At 56.4% G+C, this 21,801-nt stretch carries 23 protein-coding genes and 2 pseudogenes; 13 read left to right on the top strand and 12 right to left on the bottom strand.

Going from position 1 to position 21,801, the window contains the following annotated elements:
* The first annotated feature begins 514 nt into the window (after positions 1 to 514).
* A complete protein-coding gene (locus tag JCM25146_RS12610; RefSeq protein ID WP_025828398.1) occupies positions 515 to 772 on the top strand; it encodes a type II toxin-antitoxin system Phd/YefM family antitoxin in 258 nt (85 codons plus the stop codon).
* A gap of 558 nt (positions 773 to 1,330) precedes the next feature.
* Here the strand turns inward: JCM25146_RS12610 and JCM25146_RS12605 are convergent.
* From JCM25146_RS12605 to JCM25146_RS12595, 3 genes are all read right to left on the bottom strand, one after another.
* On the bottom strand, positions 1,331 to 2,092 hold the full coding sequence (locus JCM25146_RS12605; protein ID WP_035372625.1) for an SDR family NAD(P)-dependent oxidoreductase: 762 nt from the start codon (positions 2,090 to 2,092) through the stop codon (positions 1,331 to 1,333).
* A 102-nt stretch (positions 2,093 to 2,194) separates the two neighbouring features.
* A complete protein-coding gene (locus JCM25146_RS12600; RefSeq protein WP_025828395.1) occupies positions 2,195 to 3,094 on the bottom strand; it encodes a LysR family transcriptional regulator in 900 nt (299 codons plus the stop codon).
* Between the two features lie 392 nt (positions 3,095 to 3,486).
* Positions 3,487 to 3,849 carry a winged helix-turn-helix transcriptional regulator gene (locus JCM25146_RS12595; RefSeq protein WP_007284623.1) on the bottom strand — a complete coding sequence of 121 codons (363 nt, stop codon included), beginning with the start codon at positions 3,847 to 3,849 and terminating at the stop codon, positions 3,487 to 3,489.
* 130 nt (positions 3,850 to 3,979) lie between these two features.
* On the opposite strand from JCM25146_RS12595, the gene JCM25146_RS12590 reads away from it, so the two are divergent.
* Positions 3,980 to 4,831, top strand: a complete 852-nt coding sequence (locus JCM25146_RS12590) for an NAD(P)H-binding protein (RefSeq protein WP_242401123.1) — start codon at positions 3,980 to 3,982, stop codon at positions 4,829 to 4,831.
* Between the two features lie 289 nt (positions 4,832 to 5,120).
* Here JCM25146_RS12590 and JCM25146_RS12585 read toward each other — a convergent pair whose 3' ends face one another.
* Complete coding sequence (locus JCM25146_RS12585) at positions 5,121 to 5,573, bottom strand: winged helix-turn-helix transcriptional regulator (protein WP_199897750.1); 453 nt, start codon at positions 5,571 to 5,573, stop codon at positions 5,121 to 5,123.
* Positions 5,574 to 5,639: 66 nt separating this feature from the next.
* Between JCM25146_RS12585 and JCM25146_RS12580 the strand changes: the two genes are divergently transcribed.
* On the top strand, positions 5,640 to 6,566 hold the full coding sequence (locus JCM25146_RS12580; RefSeq protein ID WP_025828387.1) for an aromatic alcohol reductase: 927 nt from the start codon (positions 5,640 to 5,642) through the stop codon (positions 6,564 to 6,566).
* Between the two features lie 74 nt (positions 6,567 to 6,640).
* Here JCM25146_RS12580 and JCM25146_RS12575 read toward each other — a convergent pair whose 3' ends face one another.
* Positions 6,641 to 7,093, bottom strand: a complete 453-nt coding sequence (locus JCM25146_RS12575) for an Rrf2 family transcriptional regulator (RefSeq protein WP_003618945.1) — start codon at positions 7,091 to 7,093, stop codon at positions 6,641 to 6,643.
* Positions 7,094 to 7,196: 103 nt separating this feature from the next.
* On the opposite strand from JCM25146_RS12575, the gene JCM25146_RS12570 reads away from it, so the two are divergent.
* The gene (locus JCM25146_RS12570) at positions 7,197 to 7,679 is read left to right on the top strand and encodes a DUF2938 family protein (RefSeq protein ID WP_003618947.1); all 483 of its coding nucleotides are present in this window, start codon (positions 7,197 to 7,199) and stop codon (positions 7,677 to 7,679) included.
* Positions 7,680 to 7,698: 19 nt separating this feature from the next.
* Here JCM25146_RS12570 and JCM25146_RS21640 read toward each other — a convergent pair.
* A pseudogene (locus tag JCM25146_RS21640) lies at positions 7,699 to 8,001 on the bottom strand (helix-turn-helix domain-containing protein); the annotation flags it as partial.
* Here JCM25146_RS21640 and JCM25146_RS12565 point away from each other — a divergent pair.
* Positions 7,994 to 8,308, top strand: a complete 315-nt coding sequence (locus JCM25146_RS12565) for a tautomerase family protein (protein ID WP_025828380.1) — start codon at positions 7,994 to 7,996, stop codon at positions 8,306 to 8,308. The pseudogene JCM25146_RS21640 and the gene JCM25146_RS12565 sit on opposite strands and share 8 nt — an antisense overlap.
* A gap of 167 nt (positions 8,309 to 8,475) precedes the next feature.
* Here the strand turns inward: JCM25146_RS12565 and JCM25146_RS19330 are convergent.
* Positions 8,476 to 9,395, bottom strand: a pseudogene (locus JCM25146_RS19330) (LysR family transcriptional regulator).
* A 121-nt stretch (positions 9,396 to 9,516) separates the two neighbouring features.
* Between JCM25146_RS19330 and JCM25146_RS12555 the strand changes: the two are divergent.
* The 3 genes from JCM25146_RS12555 to JCM25146_RS25270 all read left to right on the top strand — a co-directional run bounded on the left by JCM25146_RS12555 (position 9,517) and on the right by JCM25146_RS25270 (position 13,382).
* Positions 9,517 to 10,500, top strand: a complete 984-nt coding sequence (locus JCM25146_RS12555; RefSeq protein WP_199897747.1) for an LLM class oxidoreductase — start codon at positions 9,517 to 9,519, stop codon at positions 10,498 to 10,500.
* Positions 10,501 to 10,519: 19 nt separating this feature from the next.
* Positions 10,520 to 11,509, top strand: a complete 990-nt coding sequence (locus tag JCM25146_RS12550; RefSeq protein WP_025828377.1) for a zinc-dependent alcohol dehydrogenase family protein — start codon at positions 10,520 to 10,522, stop codon at positions 11,507 to 11,509.
* A gap of 64 nt (positions 11,510 to 11,573) precedes the next feature.
* Positions 11,574 to 13,382 (top strand): SDR family NAD(P)-dependent oxidoreductase, encoded by a 1,809-nt coding sequence (locus JCM25146_RS25270; protein WP_199897746.1) that lies wholly within the window; start codon positions 11,574 to 11,576, stop codon positions 13,380 to 13,382.
* 634 nt (positions 13,383 to 14,016) lie between these two features.
* On the opposite strand, the gene JCM25146_RS12535 is transcribed toward JCM25146_RS25270, so the two are convergent.
* Complete coding sequence (locus JCM25146_RS12535; protein WP_242401122.1) at positions 14,017 to 14,463, bottom strand: VOC family protein; 447 nt, start codon at positions 14,461 to 14,463, stop codon at positions 14,017 to 14,019.
* A 20-nt stretch (positions 14,464 to 14,483) separates the two neighbouring features.
* On the opposite strand from JCM25146_RS12535, the gene JCM25146_RS12530 reads away from it, so the two are divergent.
* Both JCM25146_RS12530 and JCM25146_RS12525 read left to right on the top strand, forming a co-directional pair.
* Positions 14,484 to 15,209 carry a helix-turn-helix transcriptional regulator gene (locus tag JCM25146_RS12530; RefSeq protein WP_035372623.1) on the top strand — a complete coding sequence of 242 codons (726 nt, stop codon included), beginning with the start codon at positions 14,484 to 14,486 and terminating at the stop codon, positions 15,207 to 15,209.
* A gap of 217 nt (positions 15,210 to 15,426) precedes the next feature.
* Positions 15,427 to 16,689: a cation:proton antiporter gene (locus tag JCM25146_RS12525; RefSeq protein WP_025828370.1), complete on the top strand. Its 1,263-nt coding sequence runs from the start codon at positions 15,427 to 15,429 to the stop codon at positions 16,687 to 16,689.
* 106 nt (positions 16,690 to 16,795) lie between these two features.
* Here the strand turns inward: JCM25146_RS12525 and JCM25146_RS12520 are convergent, their stop codons facing one another.
* Positions 16,796 to 17,254, bottom strand: a complete 459-nt coding sequence (locus JCM25146_RS12520) for a MarR family winged helix-turn-helix transcriptional regulator (protein ID WP_025828369.1) — start codon at positions 17,252 to 17,254, stop codon at positions 16,796 to 16,798.
* A 47-nt stretch (positions 17,255 to 17,301) separates the two neighbouring features.
* Between JCM25146_RS12520 and JCM25146_RS12515 the strand changes: the two genes are divergently transcribed.
* Positions 17,302 to 17,739, top strand: coding sequence for a hypothetical protein (locus JCM25146_RS12515; protein WP_242401121.1), 438 nt, complete (start codon positions 17,302 to 17,304; stop codon positions 17,737 to 17,739).
* 146 nt (positions 17,740 to 17,885) lie between these two features.
* Here the strand turns inward: JCM25146_RS12515 and JCM25146_RS19320 are convergent, their stop codons facing one another.
* The gene (locus JCM25146_RS19320; RefSeq protein WP_242401120.1) at positions 17,886 to 18,860 is read right to left on the bottom strand and encodes an MFS transporter; all 975 of its coding nucleotides are present in this window, start codon (positions 18,858 to 18,860) and stop codon (positions 17,886 to 17,888) included.
* Positions 18,857 to 19,081, bottom strand: coding sequence for a hypothetical protein (locus tag JCM25146_RS24065; RefSeq protein WP_242401119.1), 225 nt, complete (start codon positions 19,079 to 19,081; stop codon positions 18,857 to 18,859). Before JCM25146_RS24065 ends, JCM25146_RS19320 begins: the two co-directional genes overlap by 4 nt.
* Positions 19,082 to 19,171: 90 nt before the next feature.
* Here JCM25146_RS24065 and JCM25146_RS12505 point away from each other — a divergent pair, with 90 nt between their 5' ends.
* Complete coding sequence (locus JCM25146_RS12505; RefSeq protein ID WP_025828366.1) at positions 19,172 to 19,753, top strand: TetR/AcrR family transcriptional regulator; 582 nt, start codon at positions 19,172 to 19,174, stop codon at positions 19,751 to 19,753.
* Between the two features lie 240 nt (positions 19,754 to 19,993).
* Here JCM25146_RS12505 and JCM25146_RS12500 read toward each other — a convergent pair whose 3' ends face one another.
* Positions 19,994 to 20,821: an oxidoreductase gene (locus JCM25146_RS12500; RefSeq protein ID WP_025828364.1), complete on the bottom strand. Its 828-nt coding sequence runs from the start codon at positions 20,819 to 20,821 to the stop codon at positions 19,994 to 19,996.
* Positions 20,822 to 20,874: 53 nt separating this feature from the next.
* Here JCM25146_RS12500 and JCM25146_RS12495 point away from each other — a divergent pair.
* Positions 20,875 to 21,801, top strand: a 927-nt coding sequence (locus JCM25146_RS12495) for an AraC family transcriptional regulator (protein WP_242401118.1), incomplete at its 3' end; no start/stop codon positions are given.

Raw genomic sequence — 21,801 nt, 5'->3', positions numbered from 1 at the left:
ATGGCACGATACTCTATACAGCCTGGCGCAAGGTCAAAGCTTCAGCAGAACTCCATCTCTATGAGCATGGTGGCCACGGCTTCGGCCTGACAGCAAGAGGGGACACGAGCGATCATTGGTTCGACGAGTTCATCTGGTGGATGCAGGCGCGATCTTTACTGAAACAGTGACCTAATACATCGTCGAGGAGATTTTTATCTAATGATCGGAATAAAAATGTCATGTCATGTAAGTCTCCTTGTCGGACGTAAAAAATCTGGCTGAAAGCCAATCGAAAAACCAGAATATGAGGATAATTCGCCGGAAACCGAGTCTTCCAGCCTCGCTGGCCCCCCTGTAATTATCACAGGAGAGCAAGCTCTCTCAGCTGCGCAGATTACTGCCGGCTGGGGCATATCGTCATTTATCTTGGTCATAGCGTCGATGAGAGAGCCATCCCCGTAGCGGATAAGCTACACTATTTACATCATTGCTGTATTTGCTGTATTTGTAGTCTTCAATGAAGGAGAGGATCGTGCGTACATTTTCGACCAGTGACCTGTCTCGTAAATCAGGCGACATCATCGCCAGCGCCTTGCAAAGCCCTGTTTCAATCAGCCAGCGTGGCAAACCGCGACTGATCATGCTCAGCGTTGAACAATATGAGGCACTGACAGCCCGTAGTGCCGACGAGCGTCTTGTCGGCGCAACAGCTGACATGCCTGCTGATCTGGTCCAGGACATCGGCTGCGCAATAGACGACTACTTGCTGGACATTACTCCACAGTCATGAGCGCTGATTTTCGACCAGGGATGGTCTTGCGATACCCCTATCTGTGGCACTGGCAGGATGCACGTGGTGAAAGCGAAGGGCGTAAGGATCGCCCCACGACTGTCGCCGCCGCTTTTGTAGCACGAGACAATCGGCACTACCTGCTCCTTCTTCCCGTGACAACACGCTTACCAGATCCTAGCCGCACAGCGGTTGAAGTTCCAGCAACGGAGAAACGACGGGCCGGTCTTGATCAGAACCGACTGCAGTGGATTATACTTGATGAGTACAATCTCGACCCGATAGCGACTTCATACTACCTGCACGGAAGTCCACTCCTCGGACAGTTCAGTGATGCGTTTATGCGGCTCTTGCTGACACGTTTCAAAGATCTCCTACCTCAAGCCAAACGTATATCCAGATTTCCTTAGCCGTCGGTTTTCATTAGACCCAAACAAGTATGATAACTGACTGACCGCTTCCGCCCTCATCCCCGTCATCCGCTCGGTCATAGCCCGTTCCGCAAAGCAGACGTGGCCATGACGAGCAGCGAGAGAGTGGAAAGCGGAAATGATCTGATCAGGAGGGAAGAACTACGCTTTTCCCACCATCGGCCATTGTGATTGACCCGACCATGAAGCTGGCCTCGTCAGATGCGAGAAAGGCTATCACCCTTGCGATCTCCTCTGGCTGAGCCGCACGTCCGATGGGGGCGTGTTTGCCATAGTCTGCAAGGGCTGCTCGGCCGTCTGCATGAATATGGTTGAGAATATTGGTCACGGTATCTCCAGCGCCCACGGCATTCACCCGGATCCCATGACCGATTGCTTCCACTGCAAGGGTCCGGGTAAACTGTGCGAGAGCCCCTTTTGATGCGGCATAAGCTGCAATCGATGGAAATGTCTGAAAGCAGGCATAGGAGCCGACATTGACGATAGCTCCGCTACCGTTCGGGATCATCGCACGCATCGCCTCACGCGAGTGCAGGAATACGCCCCGGATATTGACGGCGAAGATGCGGTCCCAGTCCTCAAGAGTCATGTCCACCACCAGTTTGTTGATGATGATGCCCGCATTATTTACGAGAATATCCAGCTGACCGAACTGTTCCACCGCTGTTGTCACAGCTAGTCGGGCAGCGCCTTCTTCTGTCACGTCCCGGACGAGTGGGAATATGCCAGGCCGGGCAAGGGCGCTGACACAGGGATCGCAGTCCTCCGCAATAACCGATGCCCCACGCGCATGAAGTAGTTCCACAGTTGCGCGACCGATCCCGCTTGCAGCGCCTGTGACAATCGCGACTTTGCCTGCAAAATTTCCTGATGTGTTTTCCGGATCCATACAAACCTCCTGTGATGTCGAGGACATTATCTGGAGTGACCGGGCCATAAGTTTAATACCGGATATTCGGGATGGGTTATACGGCTGGGCAGGTACAATCTGTCACGGCTTCTTTGCACCGCGCACGGCGGCAATAAAGGTCTTCACCGCAGTCGACCGATGACGGTGCGGGGGATAGTAAAGCGCAAAGCCAGGAAAAGCGGCGGAATACTCCGTCAGCAGGGGAACAAGATGGCCGGTCGCGATGAGCGGCTGGACCTCGCTCTCAACCCATAATGCAATGCCCGCACCAGCAACGGCGGCATCAAGTGCGGCCCGCTGATCATTGAAGGTCAGCGGGCCGGATACGGCTACGGAGAACCAGACGCCGTTTTCGCAGAATTCCCAGTTGTACAAAGCAGCGTGCCCCGGCCAGCGAAAGCCGATGCAGAGATGATCGCGGAGTTCACGCGGATGGAGTGGTACCCCGTGCTGATCGAGGTAGGACGGGGCGGCAACGGCAATCTGCCGCAAACCGGGCTGAAGCGGAAACGCAATAGCATCCTGATCCAGCATCTCCCCAAGCCGTATGCCTACGTCGAACCGTTCGTGCACGATGTCCACGCCAGCATCATCGATCTGCACCTCGACGCTGATCCGGGGGAAACGTCGGACAAAGTCAGGCAAGAGCGATTTTAGAAAGAGCTCATAACCAAGACGTTGGGCGTGAACCCTCACGGGTCCCGCGATTTCGCCACCCATCGCACCGGCCTCGCTTATAGCGGCCCCGATTTCTTCGAACGCCACGCCGAACCGCGCCGCGAGACGTTCACCGGCGGGCGTGGGGCTGACACTGCGTGTCGTTCGGTTCAGGAGCTGGACGCCAACAAAGTTTTCCAGTCGGCGGATCGTTTCACTGAGCGTTGAACGCGAGACACAAAGTTCTCTCGCAGCGGCGACAAAACTGCCGCGATCGATAATACAGCACAGTGCGCGAAGATCAGAATAGTAGCGGTCAGACATACCTTTCTTTAGCACAAATCGACCAGTTTATGGGGCCAAGGGCGATTGATCGTCCCAACCCAGAGGATCCGTCAGTTGGGAGCGTGGCGGATTGACGGGATACGCCTCATCCTCGACATACAAGGCGCGATAAAGATTTCCAAAACCGGACATGTGCGCGTGGCAAGTCCGACATACTCGCGTATGCCGTCACCGTTGTTCCCGTCTGCCAGTAATTTCCGCTCATGTGCCTCACGATGCTGCGCATATTGGTAATTATACTGTAGCAAAATGAACCGACATCTCTGGACAAACACCTGAGCGAGCGCATGGTTAAGTGGTTCAACTTGATGGAATGATGCCCCGCATGCGCCGCTGATTGACGGCGCGCTTCATCACACCTCAACGCCAGTTCAGTCCTGCGCGGCACGACGATCAAATGCGGCGCGGGCCTGTTCAAGGGCGGGACGGTTCTCGCGTGCCCAACTTGCCAGGGCTGCCAGAGGTCCTGTCAGGCTTTGCCCCAATGGGGTCAGACAGTACTCAACCTTCGGCGGGACGGTAGCATAGGCTTTGCGAGCCACCAGTCCATCGCGTTCGAGCCCGCGCAGAGTGATGGTCAGCATCCGGTGCGAGATGCCGGGGATGCGGTGCTTCAACGCATTGAAACGATGGGTGCCTTCTGAGAGATGGCCACAGACCATGACCGTCCACTTGTCGCCAATGCGTGCAATCACCTCTGCTAGGCCGCGACATTCAGCTTCTACATTTTCCATTGCTACTCCTTGGGGCGACAGGAACCTGGGTGTTCTTGACGCATGAATTCATGCGTACTTGTTAGCTTATAGGAACAAATTTATCCTAAAGAACCATAAATAACCATGGAATCTGATGATGAAAATAGGTGTGAGCGGTGCCAGCGGCCAGCTCGGTAGCGCAGTTGTTCAGGCGTTGGCGGAAACGGTTGCGGCCGAAAACTTGGTGGCGATTTCGCGCACCCCCAAGACCGATCGAACCTACGCAGGTCGCTTAGGCGACTACGACCAATCCGAGACATTGGTGGCGGCCTATCAGGGCCTGGATCGCCTGTTGTTGATTCCGGGGGCTGATCTGCGGCCGGGGATTCGTTCGCGCCAGATGTTGGCGGCCGTGGATGCCGCTGCACAGGCCGAGGTCGGTCACGTCTTCCTGTTGTCGGCAACCGGGACGCAGCGTGAGGGGGAGTCCGCCGTTGGGGCGGCGTATTGGCACAGTGAGCAGGCGTTGATCAAGAGCGCGATCCCCGCATGGACGATACTGCGTATGAGCTATTTTTCCGAGACGCTAGTCGAAGAGGTGCGGATGTCTTTGACGGCAGGCGGGCTTGCGATGCTAGAGGACAGCCGCGTCAGTTTCGTTTCGCGCGGCGACGTGGCCAAAGCTGCCGCCGCCGCATTGACCAGCGAGGGCCACGAGGGCGCCATATATCAGCTGACAGGCTCTGAAGCCCTGCGTGGTGAAGCGGTCTGCAGACTGGTCGCGCAGCAGATCCAGCGGCCCTTTGCCTTGAACGTTATGCCCGCCGAGGAGTTGCGAGCCGGGTTGCTCAAAACGGGTCTGCCTGACGTGGTTGCCGATGCCGTGGTATCGATGAAGGCGCGGCAGGCGCGTGGCGCCTACGACATCGTCAGCGGTGACATCGTGCGTTTGACCGGAGGCACGCCGTGTTCCCTGGCCGAAATTCTGGCGAGTATCGCCGGAGGACTGGGGCAGTCGTAGCACCGCACTTGCTGGGTGCTTTGCTGCGCCATTCGACGGAGGTCCGCGCCACCGGTGCAAGTAGGCTTGGAATTGCGGGTACATGACCACGTTGGAGGCGTAGTTCAGCAGGAGGTCAGGTCCAACTGGATGTCGGCGTTGCCAAGGCACTCGACCAGATGGCTTTCCAGGGCGATGGCGTCCGGGGCGGCTAGCAACTGTGTTTGAGCGGCCTCTCGTCACAATCACCAACGCTATCCTCAAAAGCGGAGTGCCATGGCGCATTAGCTCCGCCGCTTAAACACTGTTGTTAATTCAGACCGTCACGAGGCTCAACGAAAGTGCTATTCCTCTCACTGTCGAACCGATCGCGTGCCGTTCTGAATGCCGCAGCGTTGTCAATAATCCACCGCCAAAGAGGCATCATTCCTACGAGCAGCCCCTTTCCCAACGGAGTGAGAGTATAATCCACCCGTGGCGGGACCTCACCGTAATCATGGCGAATAATAAGACCGTCGCGTTCTAACTGACGAAGAGAACGCGTCAACATACGCTGCGTAACCCCATCAAGCCGCCGCGCCAGCTCTGCGTGCCGCAGAGTACCAGCAACACCAAGAATATGGACAATACCGAGTGACCATCTGTTGCCGGCATGCGCAAGCACTTCTCGCTTCAACCCGCCATCGTTGTCACTGAGAGCAGCACAGGCTGCCTGCGACTGAGCCATCACGGCATCGAAGTCCAGATTATCGAACGGTATCACTCGTGTACCTTCTTCGCTTTCCCGCATCGCGTCTTATTTTAACTTTATAACCATAAGGAATTCCTGATGCCAGCGATGAAGACCCCTGTCATTGAAACCCTTGTCATCGGCGCCGGAGAGCTTGGTCAGACCGTCATCACCGGCCTGCTTGAACAGAACCCGGAATGCACTCGGTCAATCAGCGTTCTTCTCAGACCATCAAGCGGAAGCACCAGAACGGATATTGCGCGACAATTAAAGCAAAAAGGCCTGCAGATCGTTTATGCTGATCTTTCGACGGAAACGGTAGAGGACCTCTCCGCCCTCTTCGCCAAGTTCAATACAATTATATGTTGTACCGGGTTTGTTGGTGGCCCCGGCACACAGCGTAAAATTACCAGTGCTGTCCTGAAGGCTGGGGTGGACCGTTATGTGCCGTGGCAGTTTGGTGTCGATTACGATGTTGTTGGACGTGGTAGCGGGCAGCCAGTATTTGATGAGCAATCAGACGTAAGGGACATGCTGCGCGGTCAATCTGCGACCCAATGGATAATCATTTCGACAGGAATCTTCACCAGCTTTCTGTTTGAGCCAGCTTTCGGTTTGGTGGATCTTCAAGGCGCCAAGGTTCGCGCACTCGGCAGTTGGGATAACCGTCTGACGGTGACCACTTCCGAAGATATAGGACGACTTACAGCGAGCATCCTCGCCCATAAACCGCCGATCCAGAACGAGGTGGTTTACGTTGCCGGGGATACGTTCTCCTACGCTCAACTCGCCGAAAAGATGGAGCACTACCTTGGCCGCCCTGTCATTCGGGAACTGTGGGATATGGATAGGCTACGCGCAGAAGTCGCCGCACACCCTGATGACGGAATACGGAAATATCGTCTTGCGTTTGCACGCGATACTGGCGTGGCATGGGACAAGAAACAGACTTTCAACGCTGTACAGGGCATTGAAGTAACCGACGCCATGACCTGGCTAAAACACCAGCAACGTCATGTAGCTTAAACCACTCACTGTTTGCGACATCTGAATTCCGGCAGGCACAAGGTCAGCATCAATCCTGGCCATCAGCCCTTGGTCTACTTGCAGAGCGTGGCCGGAGCATGGCGCGCTGCTAGCCTCTGATGGAAGTCGGCATGAAGCGCTGCAAGTGTAATCTGGCCAAAACGCGCGAGAAGTTGGGCCGTAACATCCGCAAGGACGCCACTCATTGCATCGTTAACGGCTTCCTCAACAAGGCATTCAGTCTTTTCACTCCGGTTCCCTATGGCGAATAATCTTGGGGCATCAAGAGCCTCGTAAATATCTCGCAGCGTTACCCGATCCAACTGGCATGAAAGCGTCCACCCCCCGCCATGTCCTTTCTCGGAGTGCACATATCCATGCTCACGCAGACCGCCCATAAGACGTCGCACAACCACGGGGTTGGTGTTAAGGGCGCGAGCCAGGGCTTCTGACGTCATGGGACCACCTGCTTCTGCCATATGCAGGAGTACGTGGAGCACACAGGATAATCTGTTATCTTGTCTCATGTAACTTCATGTGTTGCTAGAGTGCGATTTCGTCAGTATATCATGAAACTTGAAAAGTGACATGAAAGTGTGCACGAACACTCTTACTTCGAGGATATGCTGTATGAATTTGCTCGAAATTCTGACAGTCGGCGTCGTGGCGACTGCTGCATCCGATATCTGGCAACAAGCCCAGAAACCATTGACTGGAATTCCTGCAGCCAACTGGTCTGTCACCGGCCGCTGGGTCATAGGGTGGCGTGACGGCAGGATCTATGACCCAATGATTGGAAAAAGACCCTCCCTGAAAGGAGAGGCCACTGTTGGCTGGGCATTTCATTATCTGATTGGTGCTGTTTATGCCGCACTGTACCTCAGTTTTGTGGTGGTTATAGCAAAGACAGTCCCCACACTGCTAAATGGTCTACTCTTCGGACTTGTTACCCTTTTAGCCCCTTTTCTGTTTATGAAACCTGCTCTGGGCGGCGGTTTTTTCGGGCTTAGGGCTCCCAATCCTGGAAAAGGACTATTTCTCAGTATAAGCGCTCATGCTGTCTTTGGAATGGGACTGTATTTAGGTGAACTTTTTTACCAAGGTTTTTTCTGAAACCTTATTCAGAGAGTGATTACAGTTTTCTATAGTGACGAGGACTGACACCTGTCACTCTGCGGAAGACCTGAGCAAAGTGACTTGGACTGTCGTATCCGATCCCCAAGGCAATCTCGATAATGGAAAGATTGGTCTTACGAAGCATTTCTGATGCTTTCTGGACGCGGTGCTGCATGAACCAACCAGAGGGGGTTTGTCCCGTGGTTGTACGGAATGAGCGACTGAAGTGAAAACGGCTCATGCCACACAAAGCAGCAAGACAATCCAAATCAAATGGCTCAGCCAGATGTGCTTCCATATGATCACCCTTCGTGCGCAGCACCACCTGGATTTACTTTCGCGATTATGACGACGGAACCGTCTATCATGGTGGCAAGCAAGGCGGTCGCAAGGTCATCAGCATTGAGGTCAACGCTTTTCAGGGCGGCCTCGACGCAATGGCCAAGAAAAAGCTGATCTCTGGTTTCACAGGCGCGATCGCGAAGACACTTGGCCTAAAGCAAGCAGATCTGGTTCCGGTCTACATTGTCCTACGTGATGTTCCGACCATTGATTGGGGCGTATTCGGCGAGACAATTACGTTGGACGATCTTCGCAATCCGGCAGCTGATGCCGCTCCAATATGAAATGATAATGCGACGCCCTTGGGTGAGCGGCGCATCAGGAGAACACGCTTATGATGCACGGCGCAAAGACTGACGGTGGTTTGTAACACGTTACGGCAGGTGTCCGACCGTCTTTCTCAGCCATCTGCCTCGCAATAACCGCCATGTTCGAACTGTAGTGCTGAGCATCATCCGGTAGGGTGCAACCATTCGCCCGCAGCATCGGAGACAACCCCTGCCACCCAGTCGATGAAGGCCCGCACCTGAGGCGCGAGATGCTGCCGGTTGGGATACATGATCGACAGCGGCCAACGGATCGCCTTCATATAGGGCACCACCTCGACAAGCGCGCCGGACACGAGATGTTCGGCCACGACGAGGCCAGGCACCTGTATAAGGCCAAGGCCATTCAGGCACAGGCCACGAACGCGTCAGTATCGTTGATCATAATGCTGCTGCGCAAAGCGAACTGAGGAAGACCGGTGTCGCCTGGTAGGGCCCACGCCATGGGGCGATGCCCGCGGCCAGAAAAATAATTGACGGCCTGATGGCCCCGCAGATCCTCGACTGTCTCGGGAGTTCCGTTGGCGGAGAGGTAGCCAGGCGAACCGCAGACCACCATCGTGATTGATGCGATTTTGCGCGCGATCATGCTGGTCGGCGCCAACTCGCCAATGCGCAGCACGCAGTCGACCCCATCGGCGATCAGGTCGACTGGCTGGTCGCTGACGCCGAGGATGATGTCCACGTCGGGATAGAGCTGCTTGAACTCCGGAATGCGATTGATGATCAGCGGACGGGATAGGGCGACCGGGATGTCGACCCGCAGGCGCCCGCGCGGCGTGAAGCTGCTTCCGCCAAACAGGTTCTTTGCGTCCGATATCTCCGTCAGCAACCGCGTCGCGCGGTCGTAAAAACGTTCACCCTCAGTCGTCAGGCTGGAGCGCCGCGTCGTTCGGTGGAGCAGGCGCGCACCAACCTCGTCCTCAAGCGCGTTGACGGCTTTGGTGACGCCAGGACGCGCCATGCGCAGCGCCTCGGCGGCACGTGAGAAGCTGCCATTGTCGACCACCGCCACAAAGATACGCAGCTGCTGAATGAAATCCATAGGTCAACTGTTATCATATTTGATAATAATCAAGTTATAAAAATCGTACTTCTGTCCAACAATCGATGGGCTTATCTCATGATCACCGACGGGCAATGTGCCGCACAGAAGGAGAACACCCTTGGTCGCGATTGCAGAGAAGATGGCGGATACAGCCCTTGTCGCGCCGAATGGTTTCCGTGGCTTCGATCGTACGTTCCAGACGGGCAGAATGACGTTTGGCTTCATCGCACCGCTGGAGAGCTACCCGAATGGTCCCGCGCCTTCGATGCGAGACCATCTCGCAATGGCACGCAAAGCGGACGACGCTGGCTTCACGGCTATCTGGCTTCGCGACGTTCCGTTCTACGATCCGACGTTCGGCGATCTGGGCCAGGTCTTCGATCCTATCGCCTATGCGGGATTTCTGGCGGCGGCGACGAGCCGGATTGCGATTGGCACGGCCGGAATCGTTCTGCCGCTACGCGATCCACTTGCAATCGCCAAGCAGGCGACCACACTAGACCATCTGACGAACAACCGCTTCATCCTCGGGCTGTCGAGCGGCGACCGGCCGGTGGAGTATCCCGCGTTCGGCATCGACTTCGAAGGGTGTGCGGAGAGGTTCCGCGATGCCCATGCGCTCATCCGCGCAGTGACGGAGCAGGACTTCCCGCGTCATCAGAGCAGCCATTTTGGCATTCTGGATGGAAGCCTCGACATGATGCCCAAGCCTGTTCGTGACCGCCTGCCAATCATCGCTGTCGGACGTGCCGGACAGAGTGTGGAATGGCTGGCCGAGAACATGGATGGCTGGATCTGGCACCAGAGCGCTTTCAATCGGCTTGGCGACGTCGTCGACCGCTGGAAGGCAGCGATCCCGGAAGGAGCGTTCAAACCCTATGGTTACGGCACCTTCTTCGACCTCGACCGCGACCCAGACGCGCCGCTGCGTGCGGTCCGTGGTCTCTCCATTGGTCGCAAGGCGCTGATTGAACTTTGGAAGCGCCAGCGCGATCTGGGCGTCAACCACGTCGCCCTCAACCTCAAGATGGCCCGCCGACCCGCTATCGAGATGCTCGACGAGCTCGGCGAGCACGTCCTTCCACTCTTCAACGCAGATTGAATCAAGAAAGGAAAATCCGATGACCCGTGTTGTCCGCTTCTATGAGTACGGCGCCGCAGACGTGCTGCGCATCGAGAATATTGAGATTCCGGCGCCTGCCGCCGATGAGGTTCAGATCTCGGTCAAGGCGATCGGCCTGAACCGCGCCGAGGTGATGTTCCGCAACGGTGCTTATCTGCAGAAAGCCAACTTCCCGTCGCAGCTGGGCTATGAGGCAGCCGGCACCGTCACAACCGTGGGCGACGATGTGACGGGCTTTAGCAAAGGTGACGCGGTCAGCGTCATCCCGACGCTCGATATGTCGCGCTGGCCGACTTATGGTGAACTGATCAACATCCCGGTGCGCTACGTCGTCAAAAATCCGAAGCATCTTTCTTTCGTGAAGGCGGCCGCCGCGTGGATGATGTATGTGACTGCTTGGGGTGCATTGATTGACCAGGCGAAGCTGACGGCCGATGATTTCGTCATCGTGTCGGCCGCGTCGAGCAGCGTTGGCATCGCATCCTTTCAGATCGCACGCACCGTTGGCGCGACCGTCATTGCGACGACCCGCACCAGCGCCAAGGCACAGGCCCTGCTCGATGCTGGCGCGCATCATGTGATTGCAACCGAAGAAGAGGATCTGGCATCACGTGTCAACGAGATCACTGGCGGCAAGGGGGCGCGCGTCGTGTTCGATCCGATCGGCGGTCCGGCCATTGCCCAGTTCGCTGAGGTCATGTCCGTAGGTGGCATTTTGCTCGAATATGGTGCGCTCAGTCCAGACGCTGGTGTGTTCCCGCAGTTCGCGGTGCTCGGCAAGAGTCTAACCCTTAAGGGCTATCTCTACACCGAGGTCGTCAGCAATGACGCTGCGCTGAACCGGGCGAAGGCGTTCATCGTCGACGGCCTGGAGAGTGGCAAGCTCGACCCGCTGGTATCGCGCACCTTCCCGTTCGACCAGATCCAGGACGCGACCCGCTTCCTCGAATCCAATGAGCAGGTCGGCAAGGTCGTCGTCACGCTCTGATCTCCCTCAGGGATGCAGCTGTGCTGCATCCCCACTCCAAATCTTCAGAACGAGAATGAATGATATGGACCTGGAACTTCGGGGAAAGACGGCCCTCGTCACCGGCGCCAGCCAAGGCCTCGGCCGCGCGATCGCAGTAACTCTGGCAGCGGAAGGCGTGACCGTCTTCGCCACCGCCCGCGACGTAGCGCTGCTTGAAAGCCTTAAGAGCAAGGTCGTGGCCGCCGGCGACACCGCACCGATCCTGCTCGCGCAGGACTTCATGGCCGTAGACGGCCCACAGAGGATCGCCGATGCGGCGCTCGCCGCGCTCGGTCACGTCGACATCCTGATCAATAACGCTGGCGGTAGCCGCCCGATGGAGATCGATGCTCCAGAAGAGCAGTGGGTCGAAGGCATGACACTCAACTTCGACCGTCACCGCCAGCTCACTCAGGCGCTGCTCCCGAACTTCCTCGAGCGGAAGTCGGGCGCGATCGTCAGTGTGTCGGGCAATCTGGAACCCGAGGTCGTCAATGCCGCAATGGTCGCCAAGGCCGGCCTCGTTGTCTGGTCGAAGGGCCTGTCTGAACAGATCGGAAAGCACGGCATCACCGTGAACTGCGTCCAACCTGGGTTGATCGATACCGCTCAGATCCGCCGTCTCTATCCCGGTGACAAGCGCCGTACGTTCGCAGAGCGGGAGATCGCACTGCGCGATTTTGGCGAGCCGCAGGACGTCGCAACATGGTCGCGTTCCTGGCTTCGTCGCGTGCCCATTACATCACCGGTGCCGTCATCCCCGTTGATGGCGGCATGCGCCGCTACTCGTTCTAACCATCTCTCCCAGTTCGCAATCTTCCGGTACCCGGATCAGGGCCATTTTGAAAGATGTATTCTTATGACACGCGCTATTCGTTTCCACGAGGTTGGTGGCCCAGAAGTTCTCAGGATCGATGAGGTTCCTACACCAGAACCGAAGGCTGGCGAGGTCCGCATCCGGGTCCGCGCTCTTGGGCTCAACCGCGCAGACAGCATGTATCGCACTGGACGGTATGTGATCGAACCGAAGTTTCCTGCAACCTTCGGCTACGAAGCCGCCGGCACGATTGATGCTGTGGGACCAGGGGTCGAGGGCTTCGCTGCTGGCGACCGGGTCGCCGTCATCCCCGCTTTCATGTTTGACGAATATGCAATGTTCGCGGATCAAGCGATCGCTCCAGCCCGCGCAGTCGTGAAGCTACCCGATGGCGTGAGCTGGGAGAATGCGGCAACGACCTGGATGCCCTTCACGACAGCCTGGGGCGCGTTGATCGACATCGCAAACCTCGGGGCGGGTGACTTCGTCGTGCTGGGAGCTGCCTCAAGCAGCGTCGGCCTTGCCGCGATGCAGATTGCCAAGCATGTCGGCGCCACCCCCATCGCGATCACCCGCAAGGGTGGGAAAATCAATGAATTGAAGGGGGCCGGTTTTGTGCATGTATTGCAGACTGGCGAGGATGACATTGAGCGTGAAATCCTCCAGCTTACCGATGGTCAGGGTGCACGCGTGGTGTTCGACCCGGTGACCGGTCCGGGCTTAGAGAGCATCATCAAGGCCACTTGCAAGGACGCAATCGTTTTCATCTATGGCGCGCTCAGCCATGAAGCGACACCGATCCCCGTCATGCATGTCCTCGGCAAGCACACGACGATCAGGGGATACGAATTCATCGAAGTCACCGGCGACGACGCCAAACTGGAGCATGCCAAGGCCTTCATCAACGAAGGCTTGCGTGCCGGACATTTCCAGGCTCAGGTCGCCCGCACCTTCGCCTTCGAGGAAGTCGTAGAAGCCTATCGCTACCTCGAGTCAAACAGCCAGTTCGGTAAGATCGTACTCACGCTGGATTGAAGTATCTCAGTGAAATCGAACCCCTGCACTGGCATGGCGATATAAGGCGCATGCGCCAACACTCGTTCCAGGCTTTACAATTTTGGCCAGTAAACTATCGCTTGCGATGTGAGCGGTAGTTTACCGTAGGCTTCATGAAGGCCCAAACTGGGCGAAAGCAGTCGCACTGCTGATCCGGGGATGAAAGTGTCGGGCAATCACAGGCAACGCCTACTATATCGCACGATGACATACGATTATCGGCAGATCAGGTGGAATTGGAACAGTTACTCTGAATCAACCGGCTTCCACTTAATTTCTTTATGAGTGAATGGTGACCTTCAGAGCGTTTTATGGATCATTAGAACGACCAGAATAGGCGAAGGTATTAGCGAGAGTCATCCATTTGAATGGCCGGTTTTACCGATCGCCCTTCACTAAGCCGACATTCCGCTTTCCCCCTAAGCTGCCTGTCTGCTTAATAAGAGAGCAGACTGTCGGCTGTCGCCCTCTTTACAGACTTCTTTCTTCGCCTCGAGGCTATCGGTAAACGGACGACAGTTACCTAATATAAACACGGTTCGTAGCTTGGCATTAGCAAGTATCCGGTGGTTTACTGCTACACAGAATTACGCATCTGCAGGGCCGTGCTTTGTCAACGGCTCCCGAAACGGGCTCGGGCAGCTTCAGTTACCGGCGTGAACAGACTGATGATCGTGCCTTCGGGATCGCGGAATTGGGCCGTACGGTTACCCCACGGCAGCAGTTTGGGTTCGATCACAACGTCCACCTTGCTTTTCAGACGCGTAAACTCGGCATCCACGTCATCGACCCTGAATTCCAGGGTGGCCGTGCGATTGGCACCTGGTTCGGCACTTCCTTCCATAAACAGAGCTACCGTCTCAGCACTCCCGATCGCAAGTGTCGCGCCAGGAATTAGGATTTCGGCAAACTGGGGTGCAAGCCATTCGGCAGCCTGTCCCGTCACCAGTTCGTAAAAGGCCACCATCGTAGTGATGTCGGAGGCAATCAGGCGGATAGAGGTAAACGTCATCGGGCAGTTCCTGCGCAGGTTGTGTTCCCCACCTTTTGGCACAATCATGCTGACAGCATCCTGTCAGCATGATTGCAGAGCCTTTGCGCAGCACCGATCGCCTTTTTCAGATTATCCAGATCCTTCGCCGATCGTCCCGCCCCGTCACGGCAGGGATGCTGGCCGAAGAACTGGAAGTCTCGATCCGCACGATTTACCGCGACGTTGCGCATCTGATAGGGCAGCGCGTGCCCATTTCAGGAGAAGCTGGCGTTGGATACGTTCTGGGGACTGGATATGACATGCCACCCCTCGCACTGCTCCCGGCTGAGCTTGAAGCAATCGTTCTGGGAGCACAGTGGGTGGCGGCCCACGGCGAAAAGGAGCTGTCACGTGCTGCACTGGACGTCCTCGCCAAGGTTACAGCGGTTGTCCCCGCGTCCTTGCAGCAGTTTATCAGCGTTCCAAGCACAGCAGCAAAGCTGCCCCTCGCTACATCAGAAGGCACAGTTGACAGGGCGAACCTTCGAGCAGCAATCCGTACAGGAACGAAGTTACACCTGCATTATCGGGATCAACAGGGCAAGGTCACCGAGCGCACGGTATGGCCGGTCGTTCTCGGTTATTCGGACGCCACGTGCACGTTGATCGCCTGGTGCGAGCTTAGGCAGGGCTTTCGTCATTTCCTTACGGACCGGATACACGCAGTAGAAATTCTGGATGAGAAGATAGGCGAGCCTCGCTCCCGACTACTTCGACGCTGGAAAGCGCAACGCACGTCGGAACTCGCAAAGGTTACCAGTGAAGCCGGTTGATCGCTTTCACCGTCATGCCAGACAAAGGTGTTAATATCGTTCGATACACAGTTTAGACGAGTAAGAACGTCTTTTATTTTACGTTCGAACACAGATAGCGGACACTCTATTTTCCTCCCCCGATTGCTGTCGTTCAACGAACTGTTCGGCTTCTCCAATAGCGGCCCACTGCCGGTTTTTCTTGACGTAGGGAGCAGGAGCAGCCAGCGGTGAAGGCATGGATACGATCAGCCTTCTCGCTCTGCTTCTAACCCTCTCGGCAGGGTTCAGCATTCTCAATCACCACACATTTCGTCTTCCTGTAACGATCGGTGTGCTGGTCTTCTCATTACTGGCGTCCCTGCTGGTCATGATCCTGAATCCGTTAATACCGGCCTATGACCTTCAGGCGCTCCCGCGATCTGTGCTCGGAGCGATCAATCTCCCCACGGCCCTTCTGAATGGCGCGCTGTCCCTGCTTCTGTTTGCCGGGGCCACACAGGTAAACGTTGGACATCTGCGCGCAAAGCTTGCCTCCGTGGCCGCTCTCTCTGTTTTGGGAACCGTTCTGGCCGTTGCCTTTCTAGCGATCGCGGCATGGTACGTCTTCCCTGTGTTGGGTCATGCCATTCCTTTCACGTGGTGCATCGTCCTTGGGGCCATCCTCGCACCAACTGATCCTGTTTCGGTTGTCGGTATGCTGAAACGTCTCGGACTGCCCGGCCCCCTTCAGGCCGTTTTCGCAGGGGAAAGCCTGTTCAATGACGGCGTGGGCGTGGTGATTTTCGGCGTCACGATCGGACTGGCGACCGGGGACAGTCTGGGAGTGACCGCCTCCGAGATTGCTCTGAGCTTTTGCCGCGAGGCGATTGGTGGCGGTCTGCTGGGCGCACTGACCGGATGGATCGCACTCCGTGTGCTTAAGGGACAGCGGGATCCGCATATCGATCTACTGACGTCGCTGGCTCTGGCAACCGGAACCTTCAGCATTGCCAACCAGCTTGGCATGTCAGGGGCTATTGCCGTCGTCGTGGCGGGAGTGTGCTTTGGAACAAGCTATAGCCATTCCGTTTTCAATGAGGCATCCCGAAAGGAACTCGACCTCGCATGGACACTCATTGACGAGGTGCTGAACGTCCTGCTGTTCATGCTGATCGGCTTTGAAATCCTGGAGATCACGCCGCATCTGTTTACGGTGCTGGCGACACTTGCCGTGATCCCTCTATCCATTGCCGTGCGGGCATTGAGCGTGCTGTTTTCAACGCTTCCGGTTCACCTCAGACAATGGGAGCGGGGCCGTGTTCTTGGTATCCTGACCTGGGGCGGCCTGCGTGGCGGCATCTCGGTTTCGCTGGCACTTGGATTGCCACCAGGAGACTTGCGTGAGTTGCTGCTGCCTGTCTGTTACGGCGTCGTGGTGTTTACGATCATTGTGCAGGGGCTAACCATGGAACGGGTTGCCCGCAGACTTTATCCGTCCTCTACGCTTGGACCGCAATAATACGGCTCTGATTATTTGAAGGGCAGCTCCGTAAGGAGGAAATTCATGGCAGCTTTGTCATGTTTTTCAACAGATAGAAGTCGGTCCGCTCCTTAGGCCAAATTTGTCATTCGTTATTCGTGAGGTTGTTGATAACTTGACGTAACAGATTCAGCAGTAATTCACCGTTTTCCACCGTCAGATGCATGTGACTTCTGGCATTGATTGCTGCAACGGCAGCAGAGATATCTGGCAATCTGTTCGCCGCCGAAGAAGACAATGATATCAAGGCACTTCTCCGGTCATTCGGGTCTGGAGTGCGCTGAATCAGTCCATCTCGTTCCATCCGTGCGAGAGTCTTTGCCATGGTGGACTGCTCTACCGCAGCGAGACGCACCAGTTCCCGCTGTGGCTGCGGCTTTCCATCGGCGAGGGCAAAAATTACGGGGAGTTGTCCCGACATGAGGCCAAATGGCCGTAAGGCTTCGTCCATCTCACGCGCAAAAAGTCTCGCTGCCCAGTTGACCATATAGCCAAGCGATTGTTCTCGGGATTGCCATTTATATGGCTTGCTATCTTTATTCATGGCTAGCTATATAAATCTCCCTGGTTCATCGACGCAAGGACGATAACATGCAGAAGCTTCTCCGTCGCATCCACCCTCTGACAGGAGCGATGGCCATTCTGTGCATAGCCAGTTTCATGACAGCTTCCATCATTGCAGAACTATATGGAAATCCTCAGACCATAGCCGTCATGAAGCACGCCATTCTCTGGGGATTGCTGGTTCTCATTCCCTGCCTTGCTCTCACAGGCTTGTCTGGATACCGGACAACAGGGACAGCGCCACGCGGTCTGGCGCTCACGAAATTCAAACGCATGCGTGTCATTGGGATCAATGGTGTCTGTATCCTTGTCCCCTGTGCATTTTTTCTTGCGCTCCGTGCATCTGAATTAAAATTCGACTGGTTATTTTATGGTGTTCAGTTGATTGAACTACTGGCGGGAGCAACCAACCTTGCGCTTCTCGGTATGAATTTTCGTGATGGACTACGCATGACCCGATCCTGATGAATGTCGACACATAAATAACGTCGGCATATCTGAAATAACCTAGCTAATGACTTTATCCCGATTGTGAGTTGATGTCGGGTGTTCACGCCGCTGTCCCAGAACCGGCCCTTCTGCTCTCCGCCCCCCGATTGCTGCTGGTCGGCTCATGAATTCGGAGCAGAATAAGCTTCGGTCATCACTCTGTCCCGGCTCAGACCGCGCAGCGTGAGCGCCGTCAGAATTAGAAGAAGCGCGACATAAGCATCGGTCGTCACACGCAGACCGCATGTGCGAACGGCAAAACCCGCGACGAAGGCGGGCGCGCTGAAGGCCAGATAGCTCATGACGAAATAGCTGGCGGCGAGCCCCGCGCGCTCATGGGCTTCTGCAAGTGGCACGATAGTGCGCAAAGCGCCCTGCACTGTCAGGCCAAGACCTGCGCCTGCAATGGCCGCGCCGACAAGAAAAACGGGTAGGCTCACAATGTGCAGGCCTATCAGCACCAGAGGCAGCCCCACAAGTACCGCGACCGCGCCCCGACGTAACAGGAATGCATTTACCCCGCGGAGATGCACGGTCATAGCGACCAGTGCGGGCGTCATGACAACGGCGACAATGGTGCCCCCAAGGAGAGCCCCACCATTATTGTGACTGGCGAGCCTCGCGATTGCCGGGCCGAGCGAAAGCAAAAGGCCCGCCAGCGCCCAGACCGCGATGTTGGCCGGAGCGATCCGCAACATGGCACCGCGCGCGGAAAAGGGGACATGAATTCGGGGCCGAAGGGATGCGAATACGCCAGGAATGCGTGAGACGGTTTCGGGAACGGCGAAAAGCGCCCCCGCCGACATAACCAGTCCGGCGGCCAGAAGCCAGAACACGAAGTGCAGTGGATCTGGCGCAAATCTGACCATAAGCGCCGACCCGAGAGCCAGTGCCGCCATCGAACCCATGGGGATCATGCCACTGATGAGGCCGCCCCGCTCGCGATGGGCATCCTGAAGCCCCGCGCTGAGCGCGCTGGTCGCAATGCCGGTCGCCAAGCCCTGCAGGGCGCGTCCACGGATGACATCGGCGATGCCTCCCGCGACCGAGAACTGGAACATGGCGACGATCTCGACAGCGATGGCGAGCCAGATCACCGGACGACGGCGAGATGATCCGACAGCGCGCCGAAGCAGAGCAGCGCAAGCAGCAATGTGAGCGCGTAGATCGCGAAAGCAGCCTGCAACATCGGCAGACTGGCATGCCATTGCTCGTGATAGAGCGGATAAAGAGGTGTGATGGCAGCTGAGGCTCCGAGGAAGAGGAACAGGATGGTGCCGTAGATCCATAAAACTCTGGTGCGGATTGAGGACATCATCACGCGCTCCTGTCTAAAGCAAAGATTGTGCGTTATCGTGATAACGATACATACGAATAAAAGCAAATTCTTTGCGTTAAGGGAGAAGAAATGTCCGAGCTCCGTGACCCCATCCGTTCGGGAGCACGTCCCGGTGGGCGTAGCCTGAGGGTGCAGGAAGCCGTGCATGCGGCAGTGACTGCGCTGATTGAGGAAGTCGGCCGCGAAGGACTGACCGTGCCGCAGGTCGCGGCGCGCGCCGGGGTCACGCCTTCGACGATCTATCGACGTTGGAACGACATGACGACGCTGATAAGCGACGTGGCGCAACGCAATCTGCGCGTGGACTGCCCGCTGAAACCGAGTGGTCGCCTGTCAGAGGATCTGCCTGCCTGGGCGGAGATGTATCAGGAGGAAATGGACTCGACGCCCGGCCGCGCGATGATACGGGACGTTCTGCGCGGCTGGGACGGCACGCAGAAGGCCTGTCCGCTGCTCGACGCGGTGCGACCGTCGATCGCGTTGATCTGCGAGGCTTCCGGAGAACCAGTGACTTTCGACGTGGAGGCTGTGATTGATGCCGTGGTGGCGCCGCTTGTGACACGTATCGTTTTCACGGACGCTCCCTTGCCCGCAACGCTGGCCCGCGATGCTGCGGTCGCCTTCGTCGCACAGCATTCCTCTGGCAAATAGTAACGATCCGTCCATTCGGCGATAAAGCAGAGGACAGACTGTTGACGCCCTATTGTTGGATGTCAGAACTCGGCACGACCTTTCCTCAAAGTAGACGTGTCTCATTGTATGCCAGGAATGATCTTCGCCGATCCGGTGCCGTTTAGCTGGCGGTGCGCCATGGTGGCGGCCCTCGCCTCATAGCCGACATTTGGCTCGGAAAATTCGCCTTCTAACAGCTGCCACCGTGTGCCGGAAATATTACCCGTCTGTCGATCGGGTTAATTCCTCCCAGTCGGCGATCTCTCTTTCCATGCGAGAGAGACGTTCACGAACCAGTTTAAGAGCATCGCTCCCCAAGAGGAGTTGTGGTGGAGGCCTGTCCGATGCAACGAGCTTAAGCACTGCCGCAGCAAGCCTCGCCGGATCGCCCAATTGTTTGCCGTTCTTCTCGTGTCGAGCCGCCCGGATCGGATCGAACAGAGTATCGTAGTCTGTAATCGAGCGTTCAGTCCTGACCATCGAACGCCCTGCCCAGTCTGTTCGGAATGATCCAGGGCATAGCGCTGTGACATGAACCCCAAAGGGCGCCAATTCCGCGCGCATAACTTCCGAAATGCCCTGCAAAGCGAATTTGCTACCACAGTAAGACGCCAAACCCGGCATCGTGATCAAACCACCCATTGATGTCACGTTCACAATAAACCCGCTGCGGCGTTCGCGAAAACGCGGCAGGAAAGCTTTGGCGACAGCAACAGCTCCGAAGACATTGACGTCGAACTGGCAGCTCATTTCTTCGAGATGAGATTCCTCCAGAACCCCTTCATGTCCATAACCGGCATTATTGATGAGTACGTCAACCGAACCATAGTCTTGTTCTGCCTGTGCGACGATGGCGGGGATACGGTCGAAGTCAGTAACGTCACACAGGACCGCGCGAACATCCGGCAGTCGCTCCAGTAAGGACGCTCTTGCGGTTTGCGATCGGACTGTACCAATCACCCGATGACCGGCCTCAAGGGCGGTCTGGGCAATGGCCAACCCAAATCCCGAGTTGGCACCCGTGATAAAGAAGGTTTTCTGTGTCATGGCTCTATTCGACTGGATTTCGTTTATGCCTTGACCAATAATAGCGCATTGCCGTGCTTTCTACTGCGATTTCTCTAATATTCTTGCGCGATCCTATGAATTATCAACCAGATACCTCTTCGCTCCTCGCACTAGCTGCGGAACTCGCACCGCGATCTGGCTATAACGCCACGTCTCTGCCGAATGTCCGTATCCTGCGCTCCGAGGCTGTCCTCAAAGATGTGCCGGTCCTTTATCGCCCTGGTGCGGTTTTCGTACTGCAGGGGTCCAAGCAGGGTTTCCTCAATGGCGAGGCCTACCGATATGATGCCGAACATTATCTTGCGGTTTCGGTCCCTGTGCCTTTCCGGATGGCTTCGCAGGCTAGCCCTACTCATCCTCTGATCGCCATTTACTTCGATTTTGACCTGCATCTTGCTGCTGAAATAGCGACGACACTGAAGGGACAAGCCGCTCACGACGAAAGAATACGTGCGCGAAGTCTGATTTCAAGTCGAATGGCACTCGCCATGACGGATGTACTCCAACGCCTGCTTCATGCTCTCCAACACCCACAGGAACTCGCTATTCTCGGTCCGGGGCTATTGCGTGAATTGCATTATCGCATCCTGGTCGGGCCTCAGGGCGGATCGCTGATGGCAGCCTTGCATCGTAATGACACGACAGACAGAATCGTGCAGAGCCTGACGCTGATCCGCGAACGCTACAAGGAAGGGTTATCGGTTCCGGAACTCGCTGTAACAGCCGGCATGAGCGTTCCGTCATATCACGTCGGCTTTAAGCGCCTCACCGGGAACACCCCGATTCAATATCTCAAGGCGTTGCGGCTGCACGAAGCCCGGCTGATGCTCGCACGACGTAAGGGAACACTCGCCGCTATTGCCGCCGAAGTCGGCTATGCCAGTCCCGCCCAGTTCAGTCGGGATTTCAAACGCCATTTTCATCGTACTCCAACCGAGGAGGCTCAATGGATGCGAGAA

The organism is Acetobacter okinawensis JCM 25146, assembly GCF_000613865.1.
GTDB lineage: Bacteria > Pseudomonadota > Alphaproteobacteria > Acetobacterales > Acetobacteraceae > Acetobacter > Acetobacter okinawensis.
This window is presented reverse-complemented; position numbering and strand designations above follow the sequence as displayed.